This is a genomic window from Streptomyces sp. NBC_01166 (genome assembly GCF_045039765.1).
Lineage (GTDB): Bacteria > Actinomycetota > Actinomycetes > Streptomycetales > Streptomycetaceae > Streptomyces.
This window is the reverse complement of sequence record NZ_CP108613.1, coordinates 4,498,308-4,524,765: the sequence shown is the minus strand read 5'-3', so window position 1 is coordinate 4,524,765 and position 26,458 is coordinate 4,498,308. Positions and strand designations below refer to the sequence as shown.

Below are 26,458 nucleotides of genomic sequence, written 5' to 3'. Positions count from 1 at the left end.
CCGGCCCGGGGGCGCCCCTTCCGTGTCCCCCTCAGCGCGTCCCACGAGCGGGCCGCCGCCCCCCAGCCCTCCCGGCCGAACTCCTCTTGCCGGCCGACTCCCCTTGCGCCGCCTTGCGCTCCATGGCCTTCCTGGCCGGGGGGTTCTTCGGCCCCGGCTTCCTCTCGGCCGCCTTGCGCGCCATCGCTCTCTTCGCCGGAGGATTCTTCGGCCCCGGCTTCCTGTCAGTGGGCTTCTCGGCCTTCGTGCTCTTCGCGGGACGACGACGGGAGGGACGCGCAGGCTCCGGCTCCTCCGCTTCCACGTCCTCGTCCTCGTCCTCCACATCCTCGTCCTCGTACTCCGGCTCTTCTTCCTCCAGGCCCTCTTCCTCGTCCTCCGGCGCACCGGTCAGGGAGAGCATCCGCTGCTGGAGCGCCTCACCGAGGGACGCGACACCTCGGTTGGTCACCTCGGACAGGGCCTCTCGCCCGGAAGCCAGCAGCTCCCCGCGGACCTGCTCGCCGAGCTGCGCGAACTGGGGATTCTCGGAGAGCTTCTTGACTCCCTCGCCGATCAGAGCCTTGGGATCGAGCGATTTACCGGAGGCGACGGCCAGAAGCCCCAGAGCGAGCTTCCCCTGCTTCGTCCTGCCGATGACATATCCGGCGGCCAGTGCGGCCGCGAGAGCGGCCCTGGTGGTGGTGTCCATGACGGTTCGCCTCACACACTTGCGACGGGCGACGGTCGGGCCTGCGCTCGGACCCGAGAGATTCGCTCCTGTATCCGCCGGTCGGCGGCCCCACTTCCATTGTGCGCGGGACAGGGAGGGGCGCCACAAGGGACCGCCCCCGTCCACGCGACAGGCCGTTCACGACGGAGCGCCCCGGCCGGCCGGAGCCGTCGGGGCGCTGCGCAGCAGTTCGGAGGGGTCCCCCTCCGCCTGCACCAGGTAGGCCGTGTGGGACTCGAACCCACAACCAACGGATTAAAAGTCCGCTGCTCTGACCAATTGAGCTAACGGCCCCTGATGGATCACCCCCGAGCATAGCTGCCCCGGACCCGGCAGCCGATCGGGTATCGGGTGCCGGGCCCTGTCATGGCCGAGGCGGGACGTTCAGTCCGTGCTCGTGCGCTTGTGATCCTGGGTTTCCGGCTTGAGGAACCAGTGGCGGGCCGAGACCAGCCACCAGACCGCGGCGAAGCCGAGCACCACCAGCACAGCCAGCGGTGCGTAGTTGAAGCTCTCCCAGGTGACCGGGGACACCTGGGGCAGCATGAAGAGCACCGTGATCACCCCGACCCAGGTCACCGCGATGACGCCGATGGGCCGGGACCACCGGCCCAGGTGCCAGGGCCCCCGCACGAAGTCGTCACCCCGAAGAAGCCTGAGCAGCGTGGGGATGACGTAGGCGATGTAGAGGCCGATGACCGCGATGGACGTCACGGCGGCGTACGCGGTGACGTTGATGAGGTACGGCAGGCCGAGGGCCAGGGCGCCGAGAGCGGCCAGCCAGACCGCCGCGACGGGCGTGCGGGTGCGAGGGCTGACCGTGTGCCACACCCGGGAGAAGGGCAGCGCCCCGTCGCGCGAGAAGGCGTAGATCATGCGGCTGTTGGCGGTCACCGAGGCCATCCCGCAGAACAACTGGGCTCCGATCACGACGAGCAGCAGGAGCTTGCCCGTGGTGGCTCCCAGCGCGTCCAGGAGGATCTGGGCGGGCGGGGCGCCGGTCGGGGAGTTCAGCGCGCCGTCGTACGACTGGATGGCGAAGGTGAAGCCGAGCAGGAGCACGAACCCGGCGATCCAGGACGTCCAGATGGACTGCACGATTCCGCGCGGGCCCGCCACGGCCGCGTCGTGGGTCTCCTCGGTCATGTGGGCGGAGGCGTCGTAGCCGGTGAAGGTGTACTGCGCCATCAGCAGGCCGATCATCACGACGTAGAAGCCGCTGCCCCAGCCGGTGTTGTTGACGAACTCGGTGAAGACGTACGAAGCCGACTGGTGCGAGTCCGGTACGAACGTGAGCGCGCCCACGATGACGGCGACCCCGACGACGTGCCACCACACACTCACGTTGTTGAGGACGGCGACGATGCCGACCCCGAAGGTGTTCAGCAGGCCGTGCAGGATCAGGATCGCCGCGAAGAGCAGGATCGTACGGCCGGGTGTGACCTCGAAACCGAACTGCAGGTTCAGGTACGCCCCGAGGAAGGACGCCGCCCCGAAGTCGATGCCGGCGGTGACGGCCACCTGACCGAGCACGTTGAACCAGCCGGCGAACCAGGCCCACGCCGCGGCCGAACGCGGCGGAGCGAGGCGGTGGGCCCAGAAGTACAGGCCCGCGGACGTCGGGTACGCCGAACAGATCTCGGCCATCGCCAGGCCGACGAACAGCGTCATCAGCCCGACGCCGACCCATCCCCAGGTGATGACGGCAGGGCCGCCGGTGTTCATGCCGAACAGATACAGCGTCAGGCAGCCGGAGAGCACCGAGATGATCGTGAACGAGACGGCGTAGTTGGAGAAGGCGGACATCCGGCGTGCGAGCACCTGGGTGTAGCCGAGTTCCGCCAGCCGCTCCTCGTCGGTGGTGGGCGCGGACGGACTCCGGAGGGCATCGGGCGGTGGCTCTGCCGCCACGGCTTCGTCGTTTGTCATGCCCCCAGCGATGCCCTGGCACGGACGCCGGAAACGCCGCGGGGCCCGTACGCCACCGAAGTGTCGTACGGGCCCCGCGATCGGTCAGCCTGTCAGCCGGACTCAGCCGTTGCGCTTCCAGCGCGGCTTGTCGTCCCGGCGGCCGAAGGTACCGGTGCCGGTACCCGTGCCGGTGCCACCACGGTGGTCGTCGCGGCGGCCGGTCGGGCGGTCGCTGCCGCCGGAGCGGAAGCCGCCCGAGGGACGGTCGTCACGACGGTCGCGGTTGAACGGACGGTCGCTGCCACCGGAGCGGAAGCCACCGGACGGACGGTCGTCACGACGGTCGCGGTTGAACGCCGGACGGTCGTTGTCACGACGCTCGAACGAACGGCCACCCCGGTCGTCACGACGGTCGCCGCCACCGGAGCGGAAGCCGCCCGAGGGACGGTCGTCACGACGGTCGCGGTTGAACGCCGGACGGTCGTTGTCACGACGCTCGAACGAACGGCCACCCCGGTCGTCACGACGGTCGCCGCCACCGGAGCGGAAGCCGCCCGAGGGACGGTCGTCACGACGGTCGTTGCTGCCGCGGAACGACGGACGGTCGTTGCTCCCGCGGTAGCCGGTCCCACCCGAGGGACGGCCGCTGCGCTCGCCGGTGCCACGGTCGTTGCCACCGCGGTAACCTCCGCGGTCGCCGCCACGGTCGTCACGGCGGTTGAAGTTGCCCCGGTCGTCACGACGGTCGTCGCGCGCGGCCGGCTGCTCCGGGACGGACACCGCTGCGATGAGCGCCGCCTCGGCCTCGGCGGCCACCTCGGCCACCGCCGCCTCCGGGTCGTCGCCCCGCTCGCGGGCGGCACGGGCGACCAGACGGTCGGCCTCCTCGCGCAGCTCGACGGCACGGCGCTGGACGCGCTCCAGCTGCTTGGTGAGGTCGGCCGCCTCGCGCTCGGCCTGCTTGGCCGCGTTGTTCGCGGAGTCGGCCTGGACCTCGGTCAGCGAACGGGCACCGGTGATCTCGGCGACCTCGGGCTCGAAGACGCCCGCGCCCTGCACGATGTGGCGCGAGGCGTCGACGCCCGCGTCCTCCATCAGGCGGAAGATCTGACGGCGCTGGTGCGGGAGCGCCAGCGAGACGACGACACCGGACTTGCCGGCACGGGCGGTACGGCCCGAGCGGTGCAGGTAGTCCTTGTGGTCGCCGGCCGGGTCCACGTTGAGGACGAGGTCGATGCCGTCGACGTGGATGCCGCGGGCGGCGACGTCGGTGGCGACGAGGGCGTTGACGTAGCCCTTCTTGAAGTCCTCGAGGACGCGGGTACGAGCGCCCTGCGTCATGCCGCCGTGCAGCGCGTCGGCCTTCACGCCGGACTCGATGAGCTGCTCGGCGATGCGGTCGGCGCCCAGCTGGGTGCGGACGAAGATGATCGTGCGGCCCTTACGGGCGGCGATCGCCGCCGTGACGGGCGCCTTGTCCTTCGGCTTCACGACGAGGACGTGGTGCGACATGGTCGTGACGTTGCCCTGGGCGCTGTCGACCTCGTGCGTCACCGGGTTGGTCAGGTAGCGCTTGACCAGCGTGCCGATCTCGTTCTCCATGGTGGCGGAGAAGAGCATGCGCTGGCCGCCGCCGGGGATCTGGTCGAGCAGCTCGGTGACCTCGGGCAGGAAGCCCAGGTCGGACATCTGGTCGGCCTCGTCGAGGACGGCGACCTGGACGTTCGCGAGCGAGCACGCCCCGCGGTTGATGATGTCGCGCAGACGGCCGGGCGTGGCGACGAGGACGTCGACACCGCGCTCCAGCGCGTAGATCTGGTTGCCCATCGACGTACCGCCGCAGACGACCTTCATCTTCAGGCCGAGCACGTCGCCGTAGGGCTGGAGGGCGTCCGCGACCTGCATCGCGAGCTCACGGGTCGGCGTGAGGATGATGCCGCGCGGCTTCTTCTTCTCGGTGGTGCCACCGGAGAGCGTGGCCAGCAGCGGCAGACCGAAGGAGAGGGTCTTGCCGGAGCCGGTACGGCCACGGCCGAGGATGTCCTTGCCGGCCAGGGCGTCCGGGATGGTCGCGGCCTGGATCGGGAAGGGGGCCGTCACACCGTTCTGCGCGAGCTTGCGGACGATGCCCTCGGGCAGTCCGAGCGAGGCGAAGGTGATGCTCGGCTCTGCGTCCTCGTCGGACGCGGCCTCGTCGGAGGTCTCCGTGGCGGGGCTCTCCGCGATCGGGGCCTCCGTCGCGGGGGTCTCGTCGGCCGCCTCGGGGGCCTGGGCCGCCACTACGGCCTCGGCGGCCTCCACGACCTCGATGTTCTCGACGTCGTTCTCGGGCATGACGGTGTGGTCAGAACTGGAAATTGACATGCGAAATGCGAAACCTTCCGGAGTCTCGGCACGCGCCCGTAACTCCGTGTTTTCGCAATTTCGACCGCCTCAATGCGGTCCAGCCACGGCAAGGGAGAGTACGCGCCACACGGCGCTCTTCTGTGTCGGCGCCGGGCATAGGATCAAACGATCTACTACCATACGCACCCTCCCCCCATTCGCGCAAACCGGGTCCCTCCCGACCCTGCTCACACCGGCGCGACCTGCGGTGATACCCGGGGAGTGGGCCACACCTCGATCCTCCCCGGCGCCCCCATCGCATCCGTACGGGACTGCGCGGCCGGCGAGGCCGAAGGCTGCTCCGGCGGCGACGAGGGTTCCGGCTCGGGCGAGGGCGGAGGCTCCTCGGGAGTGACCGGCGGAGGAGGCGGTTCACCCGGGCCGGGTTCGCTGGGCCCCGGGGTGGGCAGAGGGCCGCCCCGGGTGGGCTCCGGGGTGCCGGGGCCCCCGGGCTCCGGGCGGGTGCCCTTCGGCCCGGACGACGGGCCACGGCCCGACGCCTTGGCGTCCGGCTTACGGGAGTCGCCCCGGTCGGACTGCGCCTCGGCACGGCCGCCACCCGATCCGGACCGCCCGGTGCCGGACACGGTGCCGCCGTCCGGACGGTCCGGCGCACCCTTCTCGCCGGCGGTACGCGAAGGGGCCGGCTTCCCGGCGTCGTCGCCGACGCTCACACAGCCTGTGGACGCGGCGATCGTCAGCACGGTGACGGCTGCCCAGCGGACGCGGACGGACAACTGGCGCACGGGATGGCACCTCCGGGGAGGAGAGACGGCGGGAAGGGAGAGCGATGTGTCCAACTCCCCCGCACCCGCCGGGGACACGCCCCGGCACAACACCCGCACACACGCCGGCCGGCACGGGTCACCCGCCGGGACCCCCGAAGCCCCCCGCGAGCTCCGCGCCCAGGAACACGGCCCCGAGCCCCACCAGCAAGGACGCCAGCAGATTGGCGCCGGCCAGGAAGCCGCGCCCCGTCTCGGCCAGCCGCAGAGTCTCGTACGAGAACGTCGAATACGTCGTAAGCGCCCCGCACAGCCCCGTACCCAGCAGCGCGTACACCGGTGTGGACACCGTGGCTCCCGTGAGTACGCCGAGCAGCAGGCTGCCCGCGGCGTTCACGGTGAAGGTCCCCCAGGGGAAGACGTATGGCGTACCCGCACCGTGCCGCGCCTGCACCGCACGGTCCGTCAGATAGCGCAGCGGAGCCCCGGCCGCGCCCCCGAGGACGACCAGCAGCCAGTTCACGCCGCTCCCCACCGGCGGTCCGCCAGCGCCCGGGTGAGCGCGGCCGCCCCCCACACCGCGCCGAGCGCCGCCACGGCCGTCGCCCCCGCGTACGCCATCGCCGTGGCCACCTCCTGACGCGCCAGCAGCCGGGACACATCGGCCGCGTACGTCGAGAACGTGGTGAACCCGCCGAGCACCCCGACCCCCAGGAAGGGCCGCACCAGCGGATGCGTGATCCTCCCCCGCTCGGCGGTCAGCACCATCAGCACGCCGATCAGGGCGCAGCCCGCCACATTGACCGCGAAGACCGCCCAGGGGAAGCCGTCCTCGGCGGTGGGCCAGGCGAGGGACGCCGCGTACCGCGCCGTGGCCCCGGCCGCGCCGCCCGCCGCGATCACCGCCAGGACCCGCCACTTGCCCGCGCCCGCCGTCTCGGCGCGCTGCGCGGGCACGGAGAGGTCGACGTCCGGGTCGACGACGGGCCGCTCGGGCGGTGGGTCCTGGGTGCTCACCCGTACCCCAGCTCGTGCAGCCGTTCGTCGTCGATGCCGAAGTGGTGGGCGATCTCGTGGACCACGGTGATCTCCGTCTCGGCGACCACGTCCTCGCGGGTCTCGCACATCCGCAGCGTCGGCCCCCGGTAGATGGTGATCCGGTCCGGCAGCACACCCGCGTACCACTCACCACGCTCGGTGAGCGGCGTGCCCTCGTAGAGTCCGAGCAGCTCCCGGTCCTCCGGGTCCTCCGGCTCCTCCTCCACGAACACCGCGACGTTGTCCATCAGCCGCATCAGCTCCGGCGGGACCCGGTCAAGAGCCAGGCTCACCAGCTCTTCGAACTCCTCGCGCGTCATCTCCAGCACCCCGCCATTGTCACGTACGCCGGGCGTGACGGGACGGGCCGCACCCGCCCCGGCGGCCACCCGCCCGGCCCACACCACCCCGCCCTCCCGCATGTCCGCCGCCCGATCGGGGCATACGCGCCCAATGGCACGCCCGTTCCACGCCGCAGCCGTCCGTGTCCGCCGCCTCTACCGCTCGCGCGCCACCGCCCCCGCCGGCGGACTCGTTCCCGCCGCGCACCCCTGGAAACGGGCCTTCGGCCTGCTGGCCGTGGTCGTGCTGGGCGCCTGGCTGGGGCTGCTGGTCGTCGGCAGCGTGCGTACGCCGGTGGGGCCCATGGACACCACCATGACGCTGCGGCCGTCGGCGGTCGGCGGCACCAAGATCAACGTGTCACCGCTCGGCGCCCTGGAGCTGGACTCCCACCACGCCCCGGTCCGCCTGGACGTGGACGTCGACCAGCTCGACCCGGAGCGCTCCCAGGCCCTGGTCAAGCACCCCGAGCGCCTCTCGGGTCTCCAGGACGAGGTCACCGACGACGTCGCCTCCGGCACCCGGGAGCTGGCCGTCCGTTCCTGCGTGGCCGTGGTCTCCGGCGCCACCGCACTCGGCCTCGTCGTCTACCGGCGCCCGCGCCGCGCCCTGGCCGCCGGAGGCCTCGCCCTGGCGCTGCTGGCCGCCTCGGGCGTCAGCGCCTACGCCACCTGGAACCCGAAGTCCGTCCTGGAGCCGAAATTCTCCGGGCTGCTCTCCAGCGCCCCCTCGGTCGTCGGCGACGCCCGCTCGATCGTCACCGAATTCGACGTCTACCAGCAGGAGCTGGCCCGGCTCGTCACCAACGTCACCAAGCTGTACGACGCCACGTCCACGCTCCCGGTGTACCAGCCGGACCCGGCGACCATCCGGGTTCTGCACGTCTCCGACATCCATCTCAACCCCGCCGCCTGGCACATCATCGGATCGCTCGTCGAGCAGTACGAGATCGACGTGATCATCGACTCGGGCGACACCATGGACCACGGCACGGCGGCGGAGAACGGCTTCCTCGACCCGGTCCGCGACCTCGGCGCCCCCTATGTGTGGGTGAGGGGCAACCACGACTCCAAGCAGACCCAGGCCTATCTGAGGAAGACCAGGAACGCGTACGTACTGGACGAGGGCCACGCCGTGAGCGTGGCCGGGGTGCGGATCGCCGGCACCGGCGACCCCCAGTTCACCCCCGACCGGTCACGCCCCACCGGCGGCAAGGCCTCCGAGCAGCTCGCGGGCATGCGCCTCGCCTCGGCGCTCCGCGACCAGAAGCGGGCGGGCACCCCGGTGGACATCGCGGTGGCGCACGACCCGAACGCGGCGCGGGAGACGGACGGCACGGTGCCGCTGGTCCTGGCCGGCCACGTGCACCACCGGGTCAACGAACTGCTGCCCCTGGGTACGCGGCTGAAGGTCGAAGGCTCCACGGGCGGCGGCGGACTGCGTGCCGTGCAGAACCAGAAGCCCGAGAAGGTGCGCGCCTCGGTGCTCTATCTGGACCGCGCCACCCGGCATCTGCAGGCCTGGGACGAGATCACCCTGGGCGGTCTGGGCCTGACGACGGCAGAGGTCAGCCGCCATCTCCCGGAGGAGAACCTGAAGAGTCCGGCACCCTCCCCGAGCGTCCCGACGCCCTCCCCGTAAACCGTTTTGGCGATACCTCCCCGCATCCCATATGCTTCTCACGTCCCCGACGCGCTGGAAAGCGCGCAGGTGGGCCCTTAGCCCTCATCGTCTAGTGGCCCAGGACGCCGCCCTTTCAAGGCGGTAGCACGGGTTCGAATCCCGTTGGGGGCACGCTTAACCGTGTGCGAGACTTGTCTCGCACATTAGCTAGGTCCTGTGGAGCAGTTTGGAGTGCTCGCCACCCTGTCAAGGTGGAGGCCGCGGGTTCAAATCCCGTCAGGACCGCTGCAGCCCGTATGAGCTGCGTGGCTGGGTAGCTCAGTTGGTACGAGCGATCGCCTGAAAAGCGATAGGTCGCCGGTTCGATCCCGGCCCCAGCCACCACCCGAAAGCCCCGTCCCCCGGACGGGGCTTTCGCCGTACTCACCCGGCGTCACGCCGCCGCCGCACCGCCTGCACGGTCAGTCCGAGCAGCACCACGGCCGCCACGGCCGTCAGCGCCGCCCCGTCCGGCACCCGCTCGCCGAGGCCTCGGGCCCACTGCTCGACGGCGAACGAGTCGTCCACGTCCAGGAGTCCGGGCAGCGCGGTCGTCCCGTCGTACACGAGGAAGAGCGCTCCGAGCCCGATGAAGAAGAGGCCGGAGAGCAGCGTGGTGCTGTGCAGCTCGAAGCGGCCGGCCCGCAGCGGCCTGCCGCGCAGCCAGGCCCGGCGGCCGAGGTCGAAGCGTTCCCAGAGCAGGGCGAGCACGAACAGCGGCACGGCCATGCCCAGCGCGTAGACGGCGAGCAGCAGTCCGCCGTAGACGGGGCTGCCGCTGACGGCGGCCACCGTGAGGACGCTGCCGAGGATGGGGCCCGCGCAGAACCCAGCCAGCCCGTAGACCGCGCCCAGGGCGTAGACGGAGAGGGCGGTGGTGGGCCTGATCCGGCCGCTGATGGCGGCGATCCGCCGGGAGGCGAAGCCCAGCCCGACGATCTGGGCGAGGCCGAGCCCGATGATCAGCCAGCCCGCGCCGAGGACGAGCGCGTCACGGTGCCCGTAGAAGAGCCGCCCGGCGTACGAGCCGGCGGCGCCGAGCGGGACGAGGGTGGTGGCGAGACCGGCGTAGAAGATGCCCGTACGCGCCAGGAGTCGTGAGGCGGAGTCCACGGAATACGCGAAGAAGGCCGGGAGCAGCAGGGCGCTGCACGGGCTGACGAGGGCCAGCAGGCCTCCGAGGAGGGCGGCGAAGTAGCCGATGTCCGGGGTCACTTCGCGGGGTCCCCGGCGCTTCCGACGTTGGCTTCCTCCGCCGCCGCGTCCTCGATGGCCTCGGTGAAGACGGCCATGGGCTGGGCTCCGGCCAGGGGGCGGCCGTTGATGAGGAAGGACGGGGTGGACGTGGCGCCGATCCCGTAGGCCTGCTCCCGGTCCTCGCGGACCGCTTCGGTGGCGGCCGCGCTGTCCGTGTCGCGAGCGAAACGGTCGAGGTCCTTCACACCGGCCTGCTGGGCGAGGGCCCTGAGGCGGTCCTTGCCGAAGCCCTTCTCCTTGGCGCCCTCGGCGTAGGCGGCCCGGTGGAAGGCCCAGAAGCGGTCCTGGCGGCCGGCCGCCCAGGAGGCGCGGGCGGCGGCCTCCGAGGCCTCGCCGAAGATCGGGAAGTTGCGCCACTCGATGCGCAGGGTGCCGTCCTGGACGTACCTCTTGATCAGCTCGGGTTCGGTGTCCCGGGCGAACTTCCCGCAGTAGCCGCACTGGAAGTCGGCGTACTCGATGAGGACGACGGGGGCGTCGGTGCGGCCCTGGGCGAGCTTGTCGCCGGCGTCGCGCCGGGCCAGTCCCGCCAGCTCCTCGTAGACATCGGGGTCCGGTCCCGCGGTCGTGGCGGCGGCCGGGGTGTCGGATGCGGGTGCGTCCGGGGCGGTCGCCCGGTAGGAGACGAAGCCGAGCAGCCCGGCGGCGAGCACGACGACGAGGCCGAAAAGCATCGGCTTCCTCGCGGAGGACGGCTTCTTCGCGGAGGGCGAGGGGCGGTCGGGCGTGGGCATACGGCGCTCCGTGCGGGGTGCGGTGCGGGGAAGGGCGAGTGGGGGTCCGCGGGAGGAGCGGGGTCGCCCTGCGACGGGGAACGGATGATCAGTTGCCCGAAATGGTACGTCCTGTGACGCCGCGGTCCCGCTCGGTCACCCCCGCCGCCACGGGGCCCTTCCGCGAGCGGTGTGACACGGCCCGGACGAAATAGGTTCGCCACTCCTCGCGCCCGGGTGAGATCCTGGGATCCGTATGTCTACTTCCTTCGCCGATCTCCAGTCCCAGCTCGGGCAGCTCTCGCTCCGCGACGCGCACAGGCTCGGCCGTCGCCTCGAGGGTGCCCGCCGCATCCGCAAGCCCGAGGCCCGCCAGTCCGTGGTGGACGAGATCTCGGCCGAAGCCGGGAAGGCAGCCGAACGGCTCGCGGGACGCGCCGCGCGGATGCCCGCCCTGTCGTACCCGGAACAGCTCCCGGTCAGCCAGAAGAAGGACGAGATCCTGGAGGCGATACGCGACCACCAGGTCGTGATCGTCGCCGGTGAGACCGGCTCGGGCAAGACCACGCAGATCCCCAAGATCTGCATGGAGCTGGGGCGCGGCGTCCGGGGCATGATCGGGCACACCCAGCCCCGCCGGATCGCGGCACGCACGGTCGCCGAACGTATCGCGGACGAGCTGAAGACCCCGCTCGGGGAGGCCGTCGGCTGGAAGGTGCGCTTCACCGACCAGGTGAACCCGGACGCGACCTTCGTGAAGCTGATGACGGACGGCATCCTGCTGGCCGAGATCCAGACGGACCGCGAGCTCCTCGCCTACGACACGATCATCATCGACGAGGCCCACGAGCGGTCTCTGAACATCGACTTCCTGCTGGGCTATCTGGCCCGGCTGCTGCCCAAGCGCCCCGATCTGAAGGTCGTCATCACGTCGGCGACCATCGACCCGGAGCGCTTCGCGAAGCACTTCGGCGAGGCGCCGATCGTGGAGGTCAGCGGCCGGACGTACCCGGTGGAGGTGCGCTACCGCCCTCTCCTGGAGGATGATTCCGACGACTCCGACCGCGACCAGATCACCGCGATCTGCGACGCCGTCGACGAGCTGGACCACGAGGCCCCCGGTGACGTCCTGGTCTTCCTCTCCGGGGAGCGGGAGATCCGCGACACAGCGGACGCGCTGAACAAACGCAACCTCAGACACACCGAGGTGCTCCCCCTCTACGCCCGCCTCTCGCACGCCGAGCAGCACCGGGTGTTCCAGCGCCACACGGGGCGCAGGATCGTTCTGGCGACGAACGTCGCCGAGACCTCCCTGACGGTCCCCGGCATCAAGTACGTGATCGACCCGGGCAACGCCCGCATCTCCCGCTACAGCCACCGCACCAAGGTCCAGCGGCTGCCGATCGAGCGGATCTCCCAGGCAAGCGCCAACCAGCGCAAGGGCCGCTGCGGCCGTACGTCGGACGGCATCTGCATCCGGCTGTACTCCGAGGACGACTTCGTCACGCGTCCGGAGTTCACCGACCCCGAGATCCTGCGGACCAACCTCGCCTCCGTCATCCTCCAGATGACCGCGGCCGGCCTGGGCGACATCGAGAAGTTCCCCTTCATCGACCCGCCGGACCACCGCAACATCCGCGACGGCATCCAGCTGCTCCAGGAGCTCGGAGCGCTGGAGCAGGCCGAGAAGTCCCCCCAGGAGGGAAAGCGGGGGCAGCGGCTCACCCCGCTGGGCCGCAAGCTCTCCCAGCTGCCCGTCGACCCGCGCCTGGCCCGCATGGTCATCGAGGCCGAGAAGAACGGCTGCGCCCGCGAGGTCATGGTCATCGCCGCGGCGCTCTCCATCCAGGACCCGCGCGAGCGGCCCTCGGAGAAGCAGACCCAGGCCGATCAGCACCACGCCCGCTTCAAGGACGAGACGTCCGACTTCCTGGCGTTCCTGAACATGTGGCGCTACATCCGGGAGCAGCAGAAGGAGCGCGGTTCCTCCAGCTTCCGCCGGATGTGCAAGCAGGAGTACCTGAACTTCCTGCGGATCCGTGAGTGGCAGGACATCTACTCGCAGCTGCGCACGGTGGCCAAGCAGATGGGCATCGAGCTCAACGAGCAGGACGCGCCGGAGCAGTCGGTGCACACCTCGCTGCTGGCCGGGCTGCTGTCGCACATCGGGCTGAAGGACACCGAGAAGAACGAATACGTGGGCGCCCGCAGCGCCAAGTTCGCGATCTTCCCGGGCTCCGCGCTGTTCAAGAAGCAGCCGCGGTTCGTGATGTCGGCGGAGCTGGTCGAGACGTCCCGGCTGTGGGCGCGGGTCAACGCCAAGATCGAGCCCGAGTGGATCGAGCCGCTGGCGCAGCACCTGCTGAAGCGCACCTACAGCGAACCGCACTGGGAGAAGGACCAGGCGGCGGTGATGGCGTACGAGCGGGTCACGCTCTACGGGGTACCGATCGTCGCCCAGCGCAAGATCAATTTCGGCCGTATCGACCAGGAGGCGTCGCGGGATCTGTTCATCCGTAACGCCCTGGTCGAGGGCGACTGGCGGACCCACCACCAGTTCTTCCATGACAATCGCAAACTCCTCGGCGAGGTCGAGGAGTTGGAGCACCGTGCGCGGCGCCGCGACATCCTCGTGGACGACGAGACGCTCTTCGACTTCTACGACCAGCGGATTCCGGAGCACATCGTCTCCGGGGCGCACTTCGACTCCTGGTGGAAGCACAAGCGCCGTGACGAGCCGGACGCGCTCGACTTCGAGCGCTCGATGCTCATCAACGAGAAGGCCGGGGCCGTCACCAAGGACGACTACCCGGACTCCTGGCGGCAGGGGAAGCTCAAGTTCCGGGTGACCTACCAGTTCGAGCCCGGTGCGGACGCCGACGGTGTGACCATCCACATCCCGCTCCAGGTGCTCAACCAGGTCACCTCCGAGGGCTTCGACTGGCAGATCCCCGGCCTGCGCGAAGAGGTGGTCACCGAGCTGATCCGCTCGCTGCCCAAGCCGGTCCGCCGGCACTACGTCCCCGCCCCGAACTACGCGACGAAGTTCCTGGAGCGCGCGGTGCCGCTCCAGGAGCCGCTGCCGCTGACTCTCGCCCGTGAGCTCCAGCGGATGGTGGGCGTCCCGGTCACGGCCGACGACTTCGACCTGTCCCGGATCCCGGACCATCTGAAGATCACCTTCCGGATCACCGACGAGCGGCGGCGCAAGGTCGCCGAGGACAAGGACCTGGAGGCGCTCAAGATCCAGCTGCGCCCCAAGGCCCGTCAGGCCCTCTCCAAGGCCGCCGCGGCCACCGCGGGGCCCTCGGGGGAGTCCATCGAGCGTTCGGGCCTCACGGACTGGACGATCGGCACCCTGGACAAGGTCTTCGAGACCCGTCGGGCGGGCCAGCCGGTCAAGGCGTATCCGGCCCTCGTCGACCAGGGCGAGACCGTCGCCGTACGGCTCTTCGACACCGAGGCCGAGCAGCAGCAGGCGATGTGGCGCGGCACCCGGAAGCTGATCCTGCTGAACATCCCGGTGAACCCCGCGAAGTTCGCCTCGGACAAGCTCTCCAACCAGCAGAAGCTGGCGCTGTCGCGTAATCCGCACGGCTCCATCCAGGCGCTCTTCGACGACTGCGCGACGGCGGCGGCCGACCGCCTGATCGCCGCGCACGGCGGCCCGGCCTGGGACGAGGCGTCGTTCCGGAAGCTGTACGACAAGGTGCGCGCCGACCTGGTGGACCTCACCGTCCGCACGATCGGGCAGGTGCAGCAGATCCTGGCCGCCTGGCAGGCCTGCGAACGCCGGCTGAAGTCCACGAACAGCCTGGTCCTGATCAACAACGTCACGGACGTACGGGACCACCTCGCCCGCCTCGTGCCGTCGGGGTTCGTCACCATGACGGGGCTGCGCAGACTGCCCGACCTGATGCGCTACCTGGTCGCGGAGGACCGCCGGCTGCAGCAGATGCCGACGAACGTCCAGCGCGACACCACGCGCATGGAGAAGGTCCACGAGATGCAGGACGAGTACGCCTGGCTGCTCGAACAGCTGCCGCAGGGGCGGCCCGTGCCGCAGGAGGTCCTGGACATCCGCTGGATGATCGAGGAGCTGCGGGTGAGCTACTTCGCGCACGCCCTGGGCACCGCGCAGCCGGTCTCCGACAAGCGGATCGTGAAGGCGATCGACGCGGCCGCTCCGTGAACCACCCCTCCACGGAGCCGTAGCGGCGCCCCCACTGTGAGTGAGTTCGACCTGGCCCTCGGACCTCCTGTACAGTCTGTCTTCGCAGCAGGCCGCAAGGCAGGCAGCGAAAACCTGGTCCTGTGGAGCAGTTTGGAGTGCTCGCCACCCTGTCAAGGTGGAGGCCGCGGGTTCAAATCCCGTCAGGACCGCAGTAGACGGAAGCCCGGATCCTCTGGATCCGGGCTTCCGTGCTTCTTGACGCCGGCTCCCGCCGCGGGTAACTCCGTAGGACGGAGTCCACCCCTCTTTCCCTCGACGCGGGGTGGCCGGGTCACCGGGAGGCCGCACGCATGTCTGCGCCCACGGAAAGGCACGAGACCCGCGCGCTGCTGCGCGCCCATCTGGCGGCCGCCTCCGGCTACCGCCACCTCACCCGGCACTGCCCGATCTGCCACCGCCTCCTGCGGCTCGCCATGGAGCCGCTGACGGCCCCACAGGCGCCGCGCACGGCGCGGCAGACCGACAACGCGGCCGACCCGCCACAGGCCCCGGAGGCCGCCGCCGGTGCCCTCGTACCGGGCACCCCCGCCGGGGCGTCGACGGCGGAGGACGACACCGCCGGTACGGACCCCCGCACGCGTCGACCTGTGGACGAAAGTCCTCCCACGACATGACCATCTGCCGCAGCCTGACGCCCTCCCACAGTGGCAGGCTCGTAGTTGGCAAGACCGCACAGGTGTGACGGGAGTCACCGAATCAGTTTTGCGCGGGGGGTACTTTACGCACTTCCTACAACTGGCGAATTTAATATGTGCAATTGCACTGCCCTGGAAGTACATCCCGGACCGTTCCACCCGAGCTGCCCCACGACGCCCGGGAACCGGGCGAACAGTCCCGAACAGCCCCGACCGGAGTCGCACACGGGCGCCCCGCAAACCGACCCGTCGGCAGGTTCGGGCGCGCGGCAGGGCCGTTCGGACACCCTGCGGGCGCCCTCCGTACGCCGGCGGGAGCCCTCCCGGGCAGCCGTCCCGCACCGCTCCGGGCACAAAAAAGATCGCGCTGGACCCGGCGGAGTCCAGCGCGATCGAACGACGTACCCGCATCTCGCCGGGATGGCGCCCGTTGGGGCGGGCGCCCGTCGTGTGGAGCTATGAGTGGGAACACCGAGGGTTGGGGGACCCTTCAGCGCCCTGTTGTGGCTGCGGCGACAGGGGTGTGTCAGGCCTCGCTGCGCTGCTGCGGAATACCCGCAAGCAGTGCGCGGACCTCTGCCTCGCGGTACCGGCGATGCCCACCGAGCGTGCGGATGGACGTGAGCTTGCCAGCCTTTGCCCAACGGGTGACCGTCTTCGGGTCCACGCGGAACATCGTGGCAACCTCAGCCGGGGTCAGCAGCGGCTCGGCATCAGGGGTGCGAGCGGTCATGAGCGGCCTCCTCGGGAGAACCGAACCATCTCGGTTCTTTCCTCTAAATTCTGCACCTTGACCCGCGTTGCCCGAAATGGCGGACGCGGGCCGAGTCGGTTATAGGACGAACGGCTTGTCTTCGGCACTACAACTACACCATCCGTCCAGCCACGTCGGCCAAACCGATGGAATTGCCCTCCCAGGTGTTCATCAGCGACGGAAGCCGATGGACCATGCCATAGCGGACAGTCACGCCCCAGTAACGATCAGTCACAGGACAACCAGGAGTCGTCAGAAGTCGTCAGACCCCCCATAGCGTGCAATGCTGAGCATTCCGCCCATAGTTGGGCGGACAGAGTCCTCCCCGGACTCCTTGTCCTATTTTGGCATGAGGAGTAGGGAAGGGCGCAAGGGCCCCGTTAGTGCTATCCATCACGCTTGAGGCAAAGGCCCGGTTCGGGACGTAGGTCCCGCCCCTGGCGAGCGGTCTCCCGCCCCACCTGTCGCACGCGTCACACCGGGCACCGGTTCACGGCCCGTCAGTTCCCCTCAGGACATCTCCGTTCACCTCCGCCGGGCCTCCTTGGTGCCCACGGATGTCGGACACCTCACAGGATGTCTCTTCCCTGCGGATAGCCCCTCTATGCGACGGTGCGATCCCATTCACACCGCTTCGGGCTAGTTGGAGGATTGTAGGTCACGCACCGCTCGCCAGCGGTCGGCGAGACGCCCGTACGCCACACCCGCCGCGTCGCTGTCCCCGGAGCGCAGCGCCGCGATGCCCTCGGCCACATCGGCTGCCGACCGGTCCGCGGCGAGCTGCTCGCCGCTCAGCGCGTGGACCAGGCCGCCGTAGTCCAGCTCGACCATGGCGCGCGGATGGAACTCCTCCAGCCAGCGCCCCACCTCCACGAGCCCCTCGGTCAGCGGCCCCTCGTCCACGGTCTCCCGCAGCGTCCGCAGCGCCCTCGCGAGCCTGCGGCGTGCCTGCACCATCGGAGTCCGGTACCGCAGCAGCCGGTCCCCCGCCCCGCCCGCCGTCAGGTACTCCCGCTCCTCGTCGTCGAACAGCACGAACCAGCGCACCGGGACGTGCCACACCGTGGTCCGGATCCAGGGGCGGGCGTCGGGATTCCGCTCGGCCCACCGCTCGTAGTCCGCCGCCGCCTGCCCCCGCACCACCGGGGGCAGGACCGCGTCCAGCACTGTGGCCGGAAACAGACCCCCCAGTTCGCTCATTGCCATCCAGCCGCGCATCCGGGTCCGCCACGGGCAGACGCAGACCACTCCGTCGACCAGCGCGACGAAGGCGTCCGCGCTCTCGTGCACCGGTACGGCCACCGGAGGGGTGGGGACCAAGTCGGCGAGCGAACTACGCAGTTCGTCCTGGGCCGTGGGGAGCTCGGAGCGCTGCGCGTAGCGCGTCCAGTGGCCCCGTTCGGGTTCGCGGAAGGCGGCGAGCGGTTCGTACACCCGCAGGTAGGACGCGTAAGGGATGAGCACCGAAGACACCACCGACATGCGGTAAATCGTGTCACGCCGGTACTCCACAGGGGGGTGATCCCGGGCACGGGAACAGATCTACGTCTCACGAGGACTTACGCTCTTGCCCAGTCGGACCGTCCCGTCGCGGTCGGTCCGGGGCCCTCCCCACCTTCAGGAGGGTCTTCCGCCGCTTCGTACTTGGGAGTCACCACAGTGACCGATGTGACCGGCGTGCCTGACCCGTCAGATGTCCTGCACACCCTGTTCCACTCGGACCAGGGCGGCCATGAGCAGGTCGTCATCTGCCAGGACCGTGCCAGCGGCCTCAAGGCCGTCATCGCCCTCCACTCCACCGCTCTGGGCCCGGCCCTCGGCGGGACCCGCTTCTACCCGTACGCCTCCGAGGCCGAGGCCGTCGCCGACGCGCTGAACCTCTCGCGCGGCATGTCGTACAAGAACGCCATGGCCGGCCTCGACCACGGCGGCGGCAAGGCCGTCATCATCGGCGATCCCGACCGGATCAAGTCCGAGGAACTGCTCCTGGCCTACGGACGGTTCGTGGCCTCGCTCGGCGGGCGCTATGTGACCGCCTGTGATGTGGGCACGTACGTCGCAGACATGGACGTCGTCGCCCGGGAGTGCCGCTGGACCACCGGCCGCTCCCCCGAGAACGGCGGCGCGGGCGACTCCTCCGTCCTCACCGCGTTCGGCGTCTTCCAGGGCATGCGGGCCTCCGCGCAGCACCTCTGGGGCGACCCCACGCTGCGCGGCCGCAAGGTCGGCGTCGCGGGCGTCGGGAAGGTCGGCCGCCACCTGGTCGAGCACCTGCTGAGCGACGGCGCCGAGGTCGTCGTGACCGATGTGCGCGAGGAGTCCGTACGCCGGATCACCGACCTGCACCCCGAGGTCTCCGTGGCCGTGGACACCGACGCGCTGATCCGCACGGAGGGGCTCGACATCTACGCCCCGTGCGCGCTCGGCGGCGCGCTCGACGACCACAGCGTTCCCGTGCTCACCGCCAAGGTGGTGTGCGGCGCGGCCAACAACCAGCTCGCGCACCCGGGCGTCGAGAAGGACCTTGCCGACCGATCGGTTCTGTACGCACCGGACTACGTGGTGAACGCCGGCGGCGTGATCCAGGTCGCCGACGAGCTCCACGGTTTCGACTTCGACCGGTGCAAGGCGAAAGCCACGAAGATCTTCGACACCACGCTGGCCATATTCGCACGTGCGAAGGCGGACGGCATCCCGCCGGCTGCGGCGGCCGACCGGATCGCCGAACAGCGGATGGCGGACGCCCGGCGTCGCTGACCCGTCACCCCGGAGTCGAGCACCCGTCACCGGACAGTGAGGAAGGTCCGGTGACGGCGGCCCCGTACGGGCGTGGGATCAGCCGGCCGGGCCACAGGGAGACAAGACTCACTCCGGTCGGCGGGTCGGCCGTCCACAAGAGGTTAAAATCGGGGTTGACCAGCGAGGACGGGCTCCTCTGCGGTCCTGCACCGAGGTGCGTGATGCGGGCGGCGTACCGTATGGCCGAGGAAGCAGGTACCGTTAAAGCCACGGGCGCGGTCTCTCAGCTGAGAGTCCGTCCCGAAACATGAACGCGTGTCAAGACTCTGGGGCCGTCGAGCCCCGTCACCGAGGGGGTCGAGCCATGGGGCGCGGCCGGGCAAAGGCCAAGCAGACCAAGGTCGCCCGCCAGCTGAAGTACAGCAGCGGCGGGACAGACCTGTCGCGTCTGGCCAATGAGCTGGGCGCATCGCCTTCGAGTCAGCCACCGAACGCCGAGCCGTTCGAGGACGACGACGAGGAAGATGACCCGTACGCACAGTACGCGGATCTGTACAACGACGACGAGGACGCGGACGAGGACGGCCAGTCCGGTCCGTCGTCACAGCGCCGCGGCGCTTGACCTCGCGCTGACACATCAACCCGGTCCGGGCCTGCCCGGACCGGGTTCTGTGCTGTCCCGGTACGGATGCGCGGAGTTCCTCGTGACAGGCCCGCCGGGCCCCGCCGGTCCGGTGGTGTGCCCGGACCGGCGGTGCGGCGCGTTCTACCGTGCGTAGCTGCCGGTCAGCTCGGCGCCCGTGGCGTGGTCACCGCGCTCGGTGATCTCGCCGGCGACCCAGGAGTCGACACCCCGGTCGGCCAGCGTCGTCAGCGCTGCCTCCACCGAGTCGGCGGGGACGACCGCGATCATGCCGACGCCCATGTTGAGCGTCTTCTCCAGCTCGAGCTGCTCGACCTTCCCGGCCTTGCCGACCAGGTCGAAGACGGCACCCGGCGCCCAGGTGGACCGGTCGACCGTGGCGTGCAGCCCGTCCGGGATCACCCGGGCCAGGTTGTTGGCCAGGCCGCCCCCGGTGACGTGGCTGAAGCCGTGCACCTCGGTCGTACGGGTCAGCGCCAGGCAGTCCAGGGAGTAGATCCTGGTGGGCTCCAGGAGCTCCTCACCGAGCGTCCTGCCGAACTCCTCGACCTCGCGGTCCAGGGTCCAGCCGGCCCGGTCGAAGACCACGTGGCGCACGAGCGAGTACCCGTTCGAGTGAAGACCGGACGACGCCATCGCGATCACGGCGTCACCCTTACGGATACGGTCCGGACCCAGCAGCCTGTCGGCCTCGACCACGCCCGTCCCGGCGCCGGCGACGTCGAAGTCGTCGGGGCCCAGCAGGCCGGGGTGCTCGGCCGTCTCGCCGCCGACCAGGGCGCAGCCCGCCAGGACACAGCCTTCGGCGATGCCCTTCACGATGGCCGCGACACGCTCGGGATGCACCTTGCCGACACAGATGTAGTCGGTCATGAAGAGCGGCTCGGCGCCGCAGACGACCAGGTCGTCGACGACCATGCCGACGAGGTCGTGGCCGATGGTGTCGTACACGCCCATCTGCCGGGCCAGGTCGACCTTCGTGCCGACGCCGTCGGTGGCGGAGGCGAGCAGCGGGCGCTCGTAACGCTTGAGCGCCGAGGCGTCGAAGAGGCCGGCGAATCCGCCGAGGCCGCCGAGGCCCGCGACCTCGGGGCGCTGCGTCTTCTTCACCCACTCCTTCATCAGCTCGACGGCGCGGTCACCGGCTTCGATGTCGACGCCCGCCGCAGCGTAGGAAGCACCTGTTGTCTCAGACATTGCCCGGGATCTTTCGTGTGGGAATACGGGGCTGGTGGGGAGGCAGCCGGTCGGTCCGGATCACGGACGACGCAGCGCGTCGGCCGCCGCGGTCGCGGCGGGGCCGGCCGCCAGCTCGGTCTCCAGCAGCTGCTTCCCGAGCAGCTCCGGGTCCGGAAGCTCCATCGGGTATTCGCCGTCGAAGCAGGCGCGGCAGAGATTCGGCTTGGCGATCGTCGTGGCCTCGACCATCGCGTCGAGCGAGATGTACGAGAGGGAGTCGGCACCCATGGAGGTGGCGATCTCGTCCACGGACATGCCGTTGGCGATCAGCTCGGCGCGCGTCGCGAAGTCGATGCCGAAGAAGCACGGCCACTTCACGGGCGGGGAGGAGATCCGGATGTGGATCTCGGCGGCGCCCGCCTCGCGGAGCATCCTCACCAGGGCGCGCTGCGTGTTGCCGCGGACGATCGAGTCGTCGACGACCACCAGGCGCTTGCCCTTGATGACTTCCTTGAGGGGATTGAGCTTGAGCCGGATGCCCAACTGGCGGATGGTCTGTGAAGGCTGGATGAAGGTCCGGCCGACGTAGGCGTTCTTGACCAGACCGGCTCCGAACGGAATTCCGCTCGCCTCGGCGTAGCCGATGGCCGCAGGGGTTCCCGATTCCGGCGTCGCTATGACCAGATCGGCCTCGACGGGGGCCTCGGCCGCCAGCTTCCGACCCATCTCCACGCGGGAGAGGTAGACGTTCCGCCCGGCGATGTCGGTGTCGGGACGGGCCAGGTAGACGTACTCGAAGACGCAGCCCTTGGGCTTCGCTTCTGCGAAGCGGGTGCTGCGGAGGCCGTTCTCGTCGATGGCGACGAGCTCGCCCGGCTCGATCTCGCGGACGTAGCTGGCACCGCAGATGTCGAGGGCGGCGGACTCGGAGGCCACCACCCAGCCACGCTCGAGCCGGCCGAGGACCAGAGGGCGGATGCCCTGCGGGTCGCGGGCCGCGTAGAGCGTGTGCTCGTCCATGTAGACGAGCGAGAAGGCGCCCTTGACCTCGGGGAGCACCTTTGCGGCGGCCTCCTCGATGGTGAGCGGCTTGTCGTCGTCATCTCTCTGGCCGGCGAGCAGCGCGGTCACCAGATCGGTGTCGTTCGTCGCGGCGACCTGGGTGGCACGGCCGTCCTTGCGGGGAAGGTCGGCGACCATCTCCGCGAGCTGGGCCGTATTGACCAGGTTGCCGTTGTGACCCAGGGCGATCGAGCCGTGCGCGGTGGCACGGAACGTCGGCTGCGCGTTCTCCCACACCGAGGCACCGGTGGTGGAGTAGCGGGCATGACCGACCGCGATATGGCCCTGGAGCGATCCCAGAGACGTTTCGTCGAAGACCTGCGAGACCAGTCCCATGTCCTTGAAGACCAGGATCTGGGACCCGTTGCTCACTGCGATGCCCGCGGACTCCTGTCCACGGTGCTGCAGGGCATACAGTCCGAAATAGGTGAGCTTGGCGACCTCTTCGCCCGGAGCCCAGACACCGAAGACGCCGCAAGCGTCCTGGGGGCCTTTCTCTCCGGGGAGCAGGTCGTGGTTGAGTCGTCCATCACCACGAGGCACACCACCGAGTGTAGGCGAGATCGACCACCGGTCCGAATTGGGTGGCCGCCCACCCGGAGCCACGGGCGGGGTGGCAGGGGCCTTTCCACGGGCGCCCCAGCAGGCACCGAGCGATCACTCCGGGTGACCGCGACCACCTCGGCGCTCCGCCTCCACCCTGGCCCCGGAGTGCCCTGAAGCCGCCGACGCCCGGGATGGACGGCTGTTACCGACGAGTCGGGCGGCGCAGCCGTTCCGCGCCGGCGCCGCCTCCGTCGTGGCACTCGGTGAGCCGGGATCGCCCGTGGGGCAGACGCTGGCCGAACGCTCGTTTCGTGGCGAGCCTCACACCGCGCGAGCCCGGCCGGGGCCCCACCGACCGCGTCCGGCGGCTCGTGGGACAGCTGTCCGCAGTGCGAGACCACCGTTGACAGGCCGATGGCCGTTGGGCAGGCTCCTTCCTCATGCAGCCCCTCGGTGATCACTCGGTCACGCTCGTGGAGCGCCGCCACGTCGATCTGGGACGTGTCGCGAGCGCCATCTGTCGCTGCGCCTGAGCCTGCCGCGCCCCCGGGGCCTCCCATAGGGCTTCCGCCCCGAACTCCGGCACGTATGCACGCGTTTCCGCTCTTCTCCCCGCACTGCCCCGTCATGCCCGGGTACGCCCGCCCGCGCGCCCTTTCCGACGGATCACCGCACCCGCCCCCTCGCGCGCCGCCCCTCCCCCACCGGCGCGCGGGCCCCGCCCTGGAGCCCCCATGACGTCTCGTAATTCGAATACAGGTTCGGATGAGCTTTCCGGCTCGCCGCTGAGCCGGCGCGCCTTCACCACCGCCGTGGGCGCGACCGCAGCGACCGCCGCCGTCGGGATACAGGCCGCTGCCCCGGCAGCCGCCGCTCCCGCGTCCGACGGCGTGACGCGGGAGCGGCCGTTCCGCGCCGCCCGCGGAAGGCACTCGCGCCGTCCCAACATCCTGTTCATCCTCGGCGACGACCTCGGCTGGGCGGACCTCTCCTCGTACGGCGCTCCGCACATCCGCACCCCCAACCTGGACAGGCTCGGGCGGCAGGGCGTGCGGTTCACGGACGCCTACTCCGGCTCCGCCACCTGCTCGCCCACCCGGTTCAGCCTCTACACGGGGCGCTATCCGGGGCGTACGAAGGGCGGGCTCGCCGAGCCCATCGCCGACAGGTCCGTGGGGCTGGAGCCCACCCACCCGACGCTCGCCTCCCTCCTGCGCGGCGCCGGCTACTCGACCGCGCTGATCGGCAAGTGGCACTGCGGATACCTGCCGGACTACAGCCCCACCAGGTCGGGCTGGGACGAGTTCTTCGGCAACTTCGGCGGAGCCCTGGAGTACTACTCCAAGCTCGGTCTGGGCGGCGAGTACGACCTGTACGAGGGCGACGCCGAGTACAAGGACCTGCGCTACTACACCCGGGTCCTCACCGAGCGCGCCAGCGAGTACGTGCAGCGTGACCACGACAAGCCGTGGCTCCTCAACCTGAACTTCACCACCCCGCACTGGCCCTGGATCGCCGACGGCGACACGGAGGCCTCCGCCGAGATCGTCCGCCGGATCAAGGCCGGCGACCGGGGCGCACTCTGGAACGCCGACGGCGGTTCGGTCGAGAAGTACACGGAGATGGTCGAGGACCTGGACCGCTCCGTCGGCGAGGTGCTGCAGGCGCTGAAGCGGTCGGGGCAGGAGGAGGACACTCTGGTCTTCTTCGCCAGCGACAACGGGGGCGAGCGGTTCTCCTACAACTGGCCGCTGTCCGGCAACAAGAGCTCCCTCCAGGAGGGCGGCATCCGCGTCCCCTCGGTGCTGCGCTGGCCCGCCCGGATCGACGGTCACCAGGTCAGCGATCTCCCTGTGTTCTCGCCCGACTGGACGGCGACCCTGCTGGAGCTCGGCGGAGCAAGGCCGGACCCCGCCCACCCGCTGGACGGCGTCAGCCTCGCGGGATATCTGCTGCGCGACGAGACACCGAAGGAGCGTGACCTGTTCTGGCGGGTGCGCGGTGAGCGGGCGCTGCGGCGCGGCGACTGGAAGTACTACAGGGGGCAGAGCGGGACGGACCAGCTCTTCAACCTTGCCGACGACCAGCGCGAACAGGCCGACCGTGCGGCGGCCGAGCCGGAGCGGCTGGCCGCGCTGCGGGCGTCGTGGGAGAAGACGGACTCCGGCCTGCTCCCGTATCCGACCGGTTCCTGAGGAATCCGTTCCGCGCGGATCCGCCCCGGCCGGTCATCCCTCGGCCGCCGGGGCGGCGGCGTCGAGTCCCTTGCCGCCCTTGCCCTCGATCGACAGGGAGCGGTGATCGATCTCGTACGTCGTCCTCCCCTCCAGCACACCCTGCAGCGCACGTTCAAGCTTCATCTCCGGAGCCGCGCACATCTTCCGGGTGGAGGCGAGGGGACCGAAGGTGAGGGTGGAACCGGAGACCGCCGCCTTTCCGTGGAACGAGTTGCAGCCGAGGTTCCCCTCCACCGAGCCGTCCTTGCCGAAGGTGAGATGCGCCTTCTTCTCCGTACCGGCGGGCAGGGAAGTGGCGACACTGCCGGACACGAGTCCGGTGATCTTCCAGGTGGTGCCGGTGAGCGGGGCCGGCGGCTCGGAGCTGAGGGCGATGGAGTCGCCCTGCGCGGTGGTCAGGGTCAGGGCCTTCCCGCCGCTCCGGTCCGCCACCGCGGCCTTGAGCTCGCCGCTGAAGGCACGGCCCATCGCCTTCTCGAACTGCTGGACATCCTCCTCGCACCCCATTTCCGTGGTCGTGCCCGGTCCGACGGTCACCTTGTCGCCCTCGACCTGGACCTCGGCGGTGAAGCGGTTGCAGCCCAGATTGCCGGTGGCCTTGCCCTCGGGGCCGATCTCGACATGGGCACCGGCGGGGGCGGTGGTCTTCTTCCCGCCGACGGTCAGGGAGGACACATTCCAGTGGACACCGGTCAGGGATGGGCCCGTCCGTACGGTGCCGCTGCCGTCTCCGGAGTCCCCGGAACCCGCTCCGGAGCCCGACTCCGTACCGCAGGCGGCAAGGGTGAAGGTGGCCAGGACGACAACGGCGCTGACAGCCATACGTTGTTTGCGCATGGCCATGGGACGGATCGACCGGCCGATCCGGTTCCCCTCAGCCCATCAGCGGAAGCAGCGGGGCGAGGTCGGCCCGCTCCCCACTGGCGCTGACCTGCGCCGCTTCGAGCGCGTCCGCCCACTGCGTACGTCCGGTGGCCAGCCGGATCCAGGTGAGCGGGTCCGTCTCCACGACGTTGGGCGGCGTGCCCCTGGTGTGCTTGGGGCCGCCGATGCACTGGAGGACGGCGAAGGGCGGGACGCGCACCTCGACCGAGCCGCCGGGCGCCTTGTCCGCGAGCGCGTCGGCGAGCAGCCGGGTGCAGGCGGCGAGCGCCTGCCGGTCGTACGGGATGTCGAGGCCGGTCGCCCGGTGGAGATCGTCCGTGTGGACGACGAGCTCGACGGCGCGGGTCACCAGGAAGTCGCCCAGCCGCATCGTGCCCGCCCGGGTCGTCACCAGCCGGTCGCCGGCTCCGACGGGCACAAGCTCGGCGAACCGGGCGGCCGTCTCCTCGTACAGCGCGCCGAGGTCGGGGTGGGCCTCGGCGAGGTCCCGGGTGTGGCCGGCGATTCCCACGGCGTTCCCCGCTGTGGAGAAAGGCCACTCCAGCAGGGCGATCTCCGGCTTGGGCCCACCGGCCGGCTCCGGCAGTTCCATCGACCGGCTGACCCGCTCCAGCGCCGTGGTCATGTGCGCCACGAGCTCACGCACGGTCCACTCCCCCAGCCCGGGCAGGGCCAACTGCTCCGGCGTCAGCGTGCGGAGGGCGTCCTGGACGTGGGCGAACTGGGCCAGGACCGCGGTCCTGGTCCGGGACATGTCGTAGGCGCGGGGGCGCTTCTTGGCCGGTGGCATAGGGGCGAG

General features: G+C 70.4%; 22 protein-coding genes and 5 tRNA genes. 11 read left to right on the top strand and 16 right to left on the bottom strand.

Features of this window, described 5'->3' with window-relative positions:
- Positions 1-31: 31 nt before the first annotated feature.
- The 8 genes from OG379_RS20770 to OG379_RS20735 form a co-directional block, all read right to left on the bottom strand.
- Positions 32-691 carry a histone protein gene (locus OG379_RS20770; RefSeq protein WP_405664662.1) on the bottom strand — a complete coding sequence of 220 codons (660 nt, stop codon included), beginning with the start codon at positions 689-691 and terminating at the stop codon, positions 32-34.
- 241 nt (positions 692-932) lie between these two features.
- Positions 933-1,006 (bottom strand) — tRNA-Lys (locus tag OG379_RS20765).
- Positions 1,007-1,096: 90 nt separating this feature from the next.
- Positions 1,097-2,641 carry an amino acid permease gene (locus OG379_RS20760; RefSeq protein ID WP_405664661.1) on the bottom strand — a complete coding sequence of 515 codons (1,545 nt, stop codon included), beginning with the start codon at positions 2,639-2,641 and terminating at the stop codon, positions 1,097-1,099.
- A gap of 102 nt (positions 2,642-2,743) precedes the next feature.
- Entirely contained in the window at positions 2,744-4,957 is a 2,214-nt protein-coding gene (locus tag OG379_RS20755) for a DEAD/DEAH box helicase (protein ID WP_405664660.1), read from the bottom strand.
- A gap of 239 nt (positions 4,958-5,196) precedes the next feature.
- Positions 5,197-5,754: a hypothetical protein gene (locus OG379_RS20750; protein WP_405664659.1), complete on the bottom strand. Its 558-nt coding sequence runs from the start codon at positions 5,752-5,754 to the stop codon at positions 5,197-5,199.
- Between the two features lie 118 nt (positions 5,755-5,872).
- Entirely contained in the window at positions 5,873-6,256 is a 384-nt protein-coding gene (locus tag OG379_RS20745; protein ID WP_405664658.1) for a fluoride efflux transporter FluC, read from the bottom strand.
- Positions 6,253-6,690, bottom strand: a complete 438-nt coding sequence (locus OG379_RS20740; protein WP_393766240.1) for a fluoride efflux transporter FluC — start codon at positions 6,688-6,690, stop codon at positions 6,253-6,255. The genes OG379_RS20745 and OG379_RS20740 overlap by 4 nt, the downstream gene beginning before the upstream one ends.
- A gap of 56 nt (positions 6,691-6,746) precedes the next feature.
- The gene (locus OG379_RS20735) at positions 6,747-7,100 is read right to left on the bottom strand and encodes a metallopeptidase family protein (RefSeq protein ID WP_015578045.1); all 354 of its coding nucleotides are present in this window, start codon (positions 7,098-7,100) and stop codon (positions 6,747-6,749) included.
- A gap of 124 nt (positions 7,101-7,224) precedes the next feature.
- On the opposite strand from OG379_RS20735, the gene OG379_RS20730 reads away from it, so the two are divergent.
- The 4 genes from OG379_RS20730 (at position 7,225) to OG379_RS20715 (ending at position 9,120) form a co-directional block, all read left to right on the top strand.
- Positions 7,225-8,754 (top strand): metallophosphoesterase, encoded by a 1,530-nt coding sequence (locus tag OG379_RS20730; RefSeq protein WP_393766216.1) that lies wholly within the window; start codon positions 7,225-7,227, stop codon positions 8,752-8,754.
- 80 nt (positions 8,755-8,834) lie between these two features.
- A tRNA-Glu gene (locus OG379_RS20725) sits at positions 8,835-8,907 on the top strand.
- Between the two features lie 39 nt (positions 8,908-8,946).
- Positions 8,947-9,021: transfer RNA gene (locus tag OG379_RS20720), tRNA-Asp, on the top strand.
- Between the two features lie 22 nt (positions 9,022-9,043).
- Positions 9,044-9,120 (top strand) — tRNA-Phe (locus OG379_RS20715).
- A 39-nt stretch (positions 9,121-9,159) separates the two neighbouring features.
- Here the strand turns inward: OG379_RS20715 and OG379_RS20710 are convergent.
- On the bottom strand, positions 9,160-9,990 hold the full coding sequence (locus OG379_RS20710; RefSeq protein WP_405664657.1) for a cytochrome c biogenesis CcdA family protein: 831 nt from the start codon (positions 9,988-9,990) through the stop codon (positions 9,160-9,162).
- Positions 9,987-10,766 carry a DsbA family protein gene (locus OG379_RS20705; protein WP_405664656.1) on the bottom strand — a complete coding sequence of 260 codons (780 nt, stop codon included), beginning with the start codon at positions 10,764-10,766 and terminating at the stop codon, positions 9,987-9,989. The genes OG379_RS20710 and OG379_RS20705 overlap by 4 nt, the downstream gene beginning before the upstream one ends.
- Positions 10,767-11,001: 235 nt before the next feature.
- Here OG379_RS20705 and hrpA point away from each other — a divergent pair, with 235 nt between their 5' ends.
- The 3 genes from hrpA to OG379_RS20690 all read left to right on the top strand — a co-directional run bounded on the left by hrpA (position 11,002) and on the right by OG379_RS20690 (position 15,593).
- Positions 11,002-14,937 (top strand): ATP-dependent RNA helicase HrpA, encoded by a 3,936-nt coding sequence (gene hrpA / locus OG379_RS20700; protein ID WP_405664655.1) that lies wholly within the window; start codon positions 11,002-11,004, stop codon positions 14,935-14,937.
- Between the two features lie 116 nt (positions 14,938-15,053).
- Positions 15,054-15,128: transfer RNA gene (locus OG379_RS20695), tRNA-Asp, on the top strand.
- Between the two features lie 141 nt (positions 15,129-15,269).
- Positions 15,270-15,593, top strand: a complete 324-nt coding sequence (locus OG379_RS20690) for a DUF6274 family protein (RefSeq protein WP_405664654.1) — start codon at positions 15,270-15,272, stop codon at positions 15,591-15,593.
- Between the two features lie 547 nt (positions 15,594-16,140).
- Here the strand turns inward: OG379_RS20690 and bldC are convergent.
- Entirely contained in the window at positions 16,141-16,347 is a 207-nt protein-coding gene (gene bldC / locus OG379_RS20685; RefSeq protein WP_003949541.1) for a developmental transcriptional regulator BldC, read from the bottom strand.
- Positions 16,348-17,007: 660 nt separating this feature from the next.
- On the bottom strand, positions 17,008-17,850 hold the full coding sequence (locus OG379_RS20680; protein WP_405664653.1) for a hypothetical protein: 843 nt from the start codon (positions 17,848-17,850) through the stop codon (positions 17,008-17,010).
- Positions 17,851-18,027: 177 nt separating this feature from the next.
- Between OG379_RS20680 and OG379_RS20675 the strand changes: the two genes are divergently transcribed.
- Together OG379_RS20675 and OG379_RS20670 are read left to right on the top strand one after the other, a co-directional pair.
- Positions 18,028-19,125, top strand: a complete 1,098-nt coding sequence (locus OG379_RS20675; RefSeq protein WP_405664652.1) for a Leu/Phe/Val dehydrogenase — start codon at positions 18,028-18,030, stop codon at positions 19,123-19,125.
- Positions 19,126-19,471: 346 nt separating this feature from the next.
- Positions 19,472-19,729 carry a DUF3073 domain-containing protein gene (locus tag OG379_RS20670; protein ID WP_031097368.1) on the top strand — a complete coding sequence of 86 codons (258 nt, stop codon included), beginning with the start codon at positions 19,472-19,474 and terminating at the stop codon, positions 19,727-19,729.
- 144 nt (positions 19,730-19,873) lie between these two features.
- On the opposite strand, the gene purM is transcribed toward OG379_RS20670, so the two are convergent.
- Both purM and purF read right to left on the bottom strand, forming a co-directional pair.
- Positions 19,874-20,947, bottom strand: a complete 1,074-nt coding sequence (purM, locus tag OG379_RS20665; protein WP_405664651.1) for a phosphoribosylformylglycinamidine cyclo-ligase — start codon at positions 20,945-20,947, stop codon at positions 19,874-19,876.
- Between the two features lie 60 nt (positions 20,948-21,007).
- The gene (purF, locus tag OG379_RS20660; protein WP_393766224.1) at positions 21,008-22,534 is read right to left on the bottom strand and encodes an amidophosphoribosyltransferase; all 1,527 of its coding nucleotides are present in this window, start codon (positions 22,532-22,534) and stop codon (positions 21,008-21,010) included.
- Positions 22,535-22,977: 443 nt separating this feature from the next.
- Between purF and OG379_RS20655 the strand changes: the two genes are divergently transcribed.
- The gene (locus OG379_RS20655; RefSeq protein ID WP_351527697.1) at positions 22,978-23,070 is read left to right on the top strand and encodes a putative leader peptide; all 93 of its coding nucleotides are present in this window, start codon (positions 22,978-22,980) and stop codon (positions 23,068-23,070) included.
- Positions 23,071-23,271: 201 nt separating this feature from the next.
- Entirely contained in the window at positions 23,272-24,732 is a 1,461-nt protein-coding gene (locus tag OG379_RS20650) for a sulfatase (RefSeq protein WP_405664650.1), read from the top strand.
- Between the two features lie 33 nt (positions 24,733-24,765).
- On the opposite strand, the gene OG379_RS20645 is transcribed toward OG379_RS20650, so the two are convergent.
- On the bottom strand, positions 24,766-25,611 hold the full coding sequence (locus OG379_RS20645; RefSeq protein WP_405664649.1) for an META domain-containing protein: 846 nt from the start codon (positions 25,609-25,611) through the stop codon (positions 24,766-24,768).
- Positions 25,612-25,648: 37 nt separating this feature from the next.
- Positions 25,649-26,449 (bottom strand): sterol carrier family protein, encoded by an 801-nt coding sequence (locus tag OG379_RS20640; RefSeq protein ID WP_405664648.1) that lies wholly within the window; start codon positions 26,447-26,449, stop codon positions 25,649-25,651.
- Between the last annotated feature and the right edge of the window lie 9 nt (positions 26,450-26,458).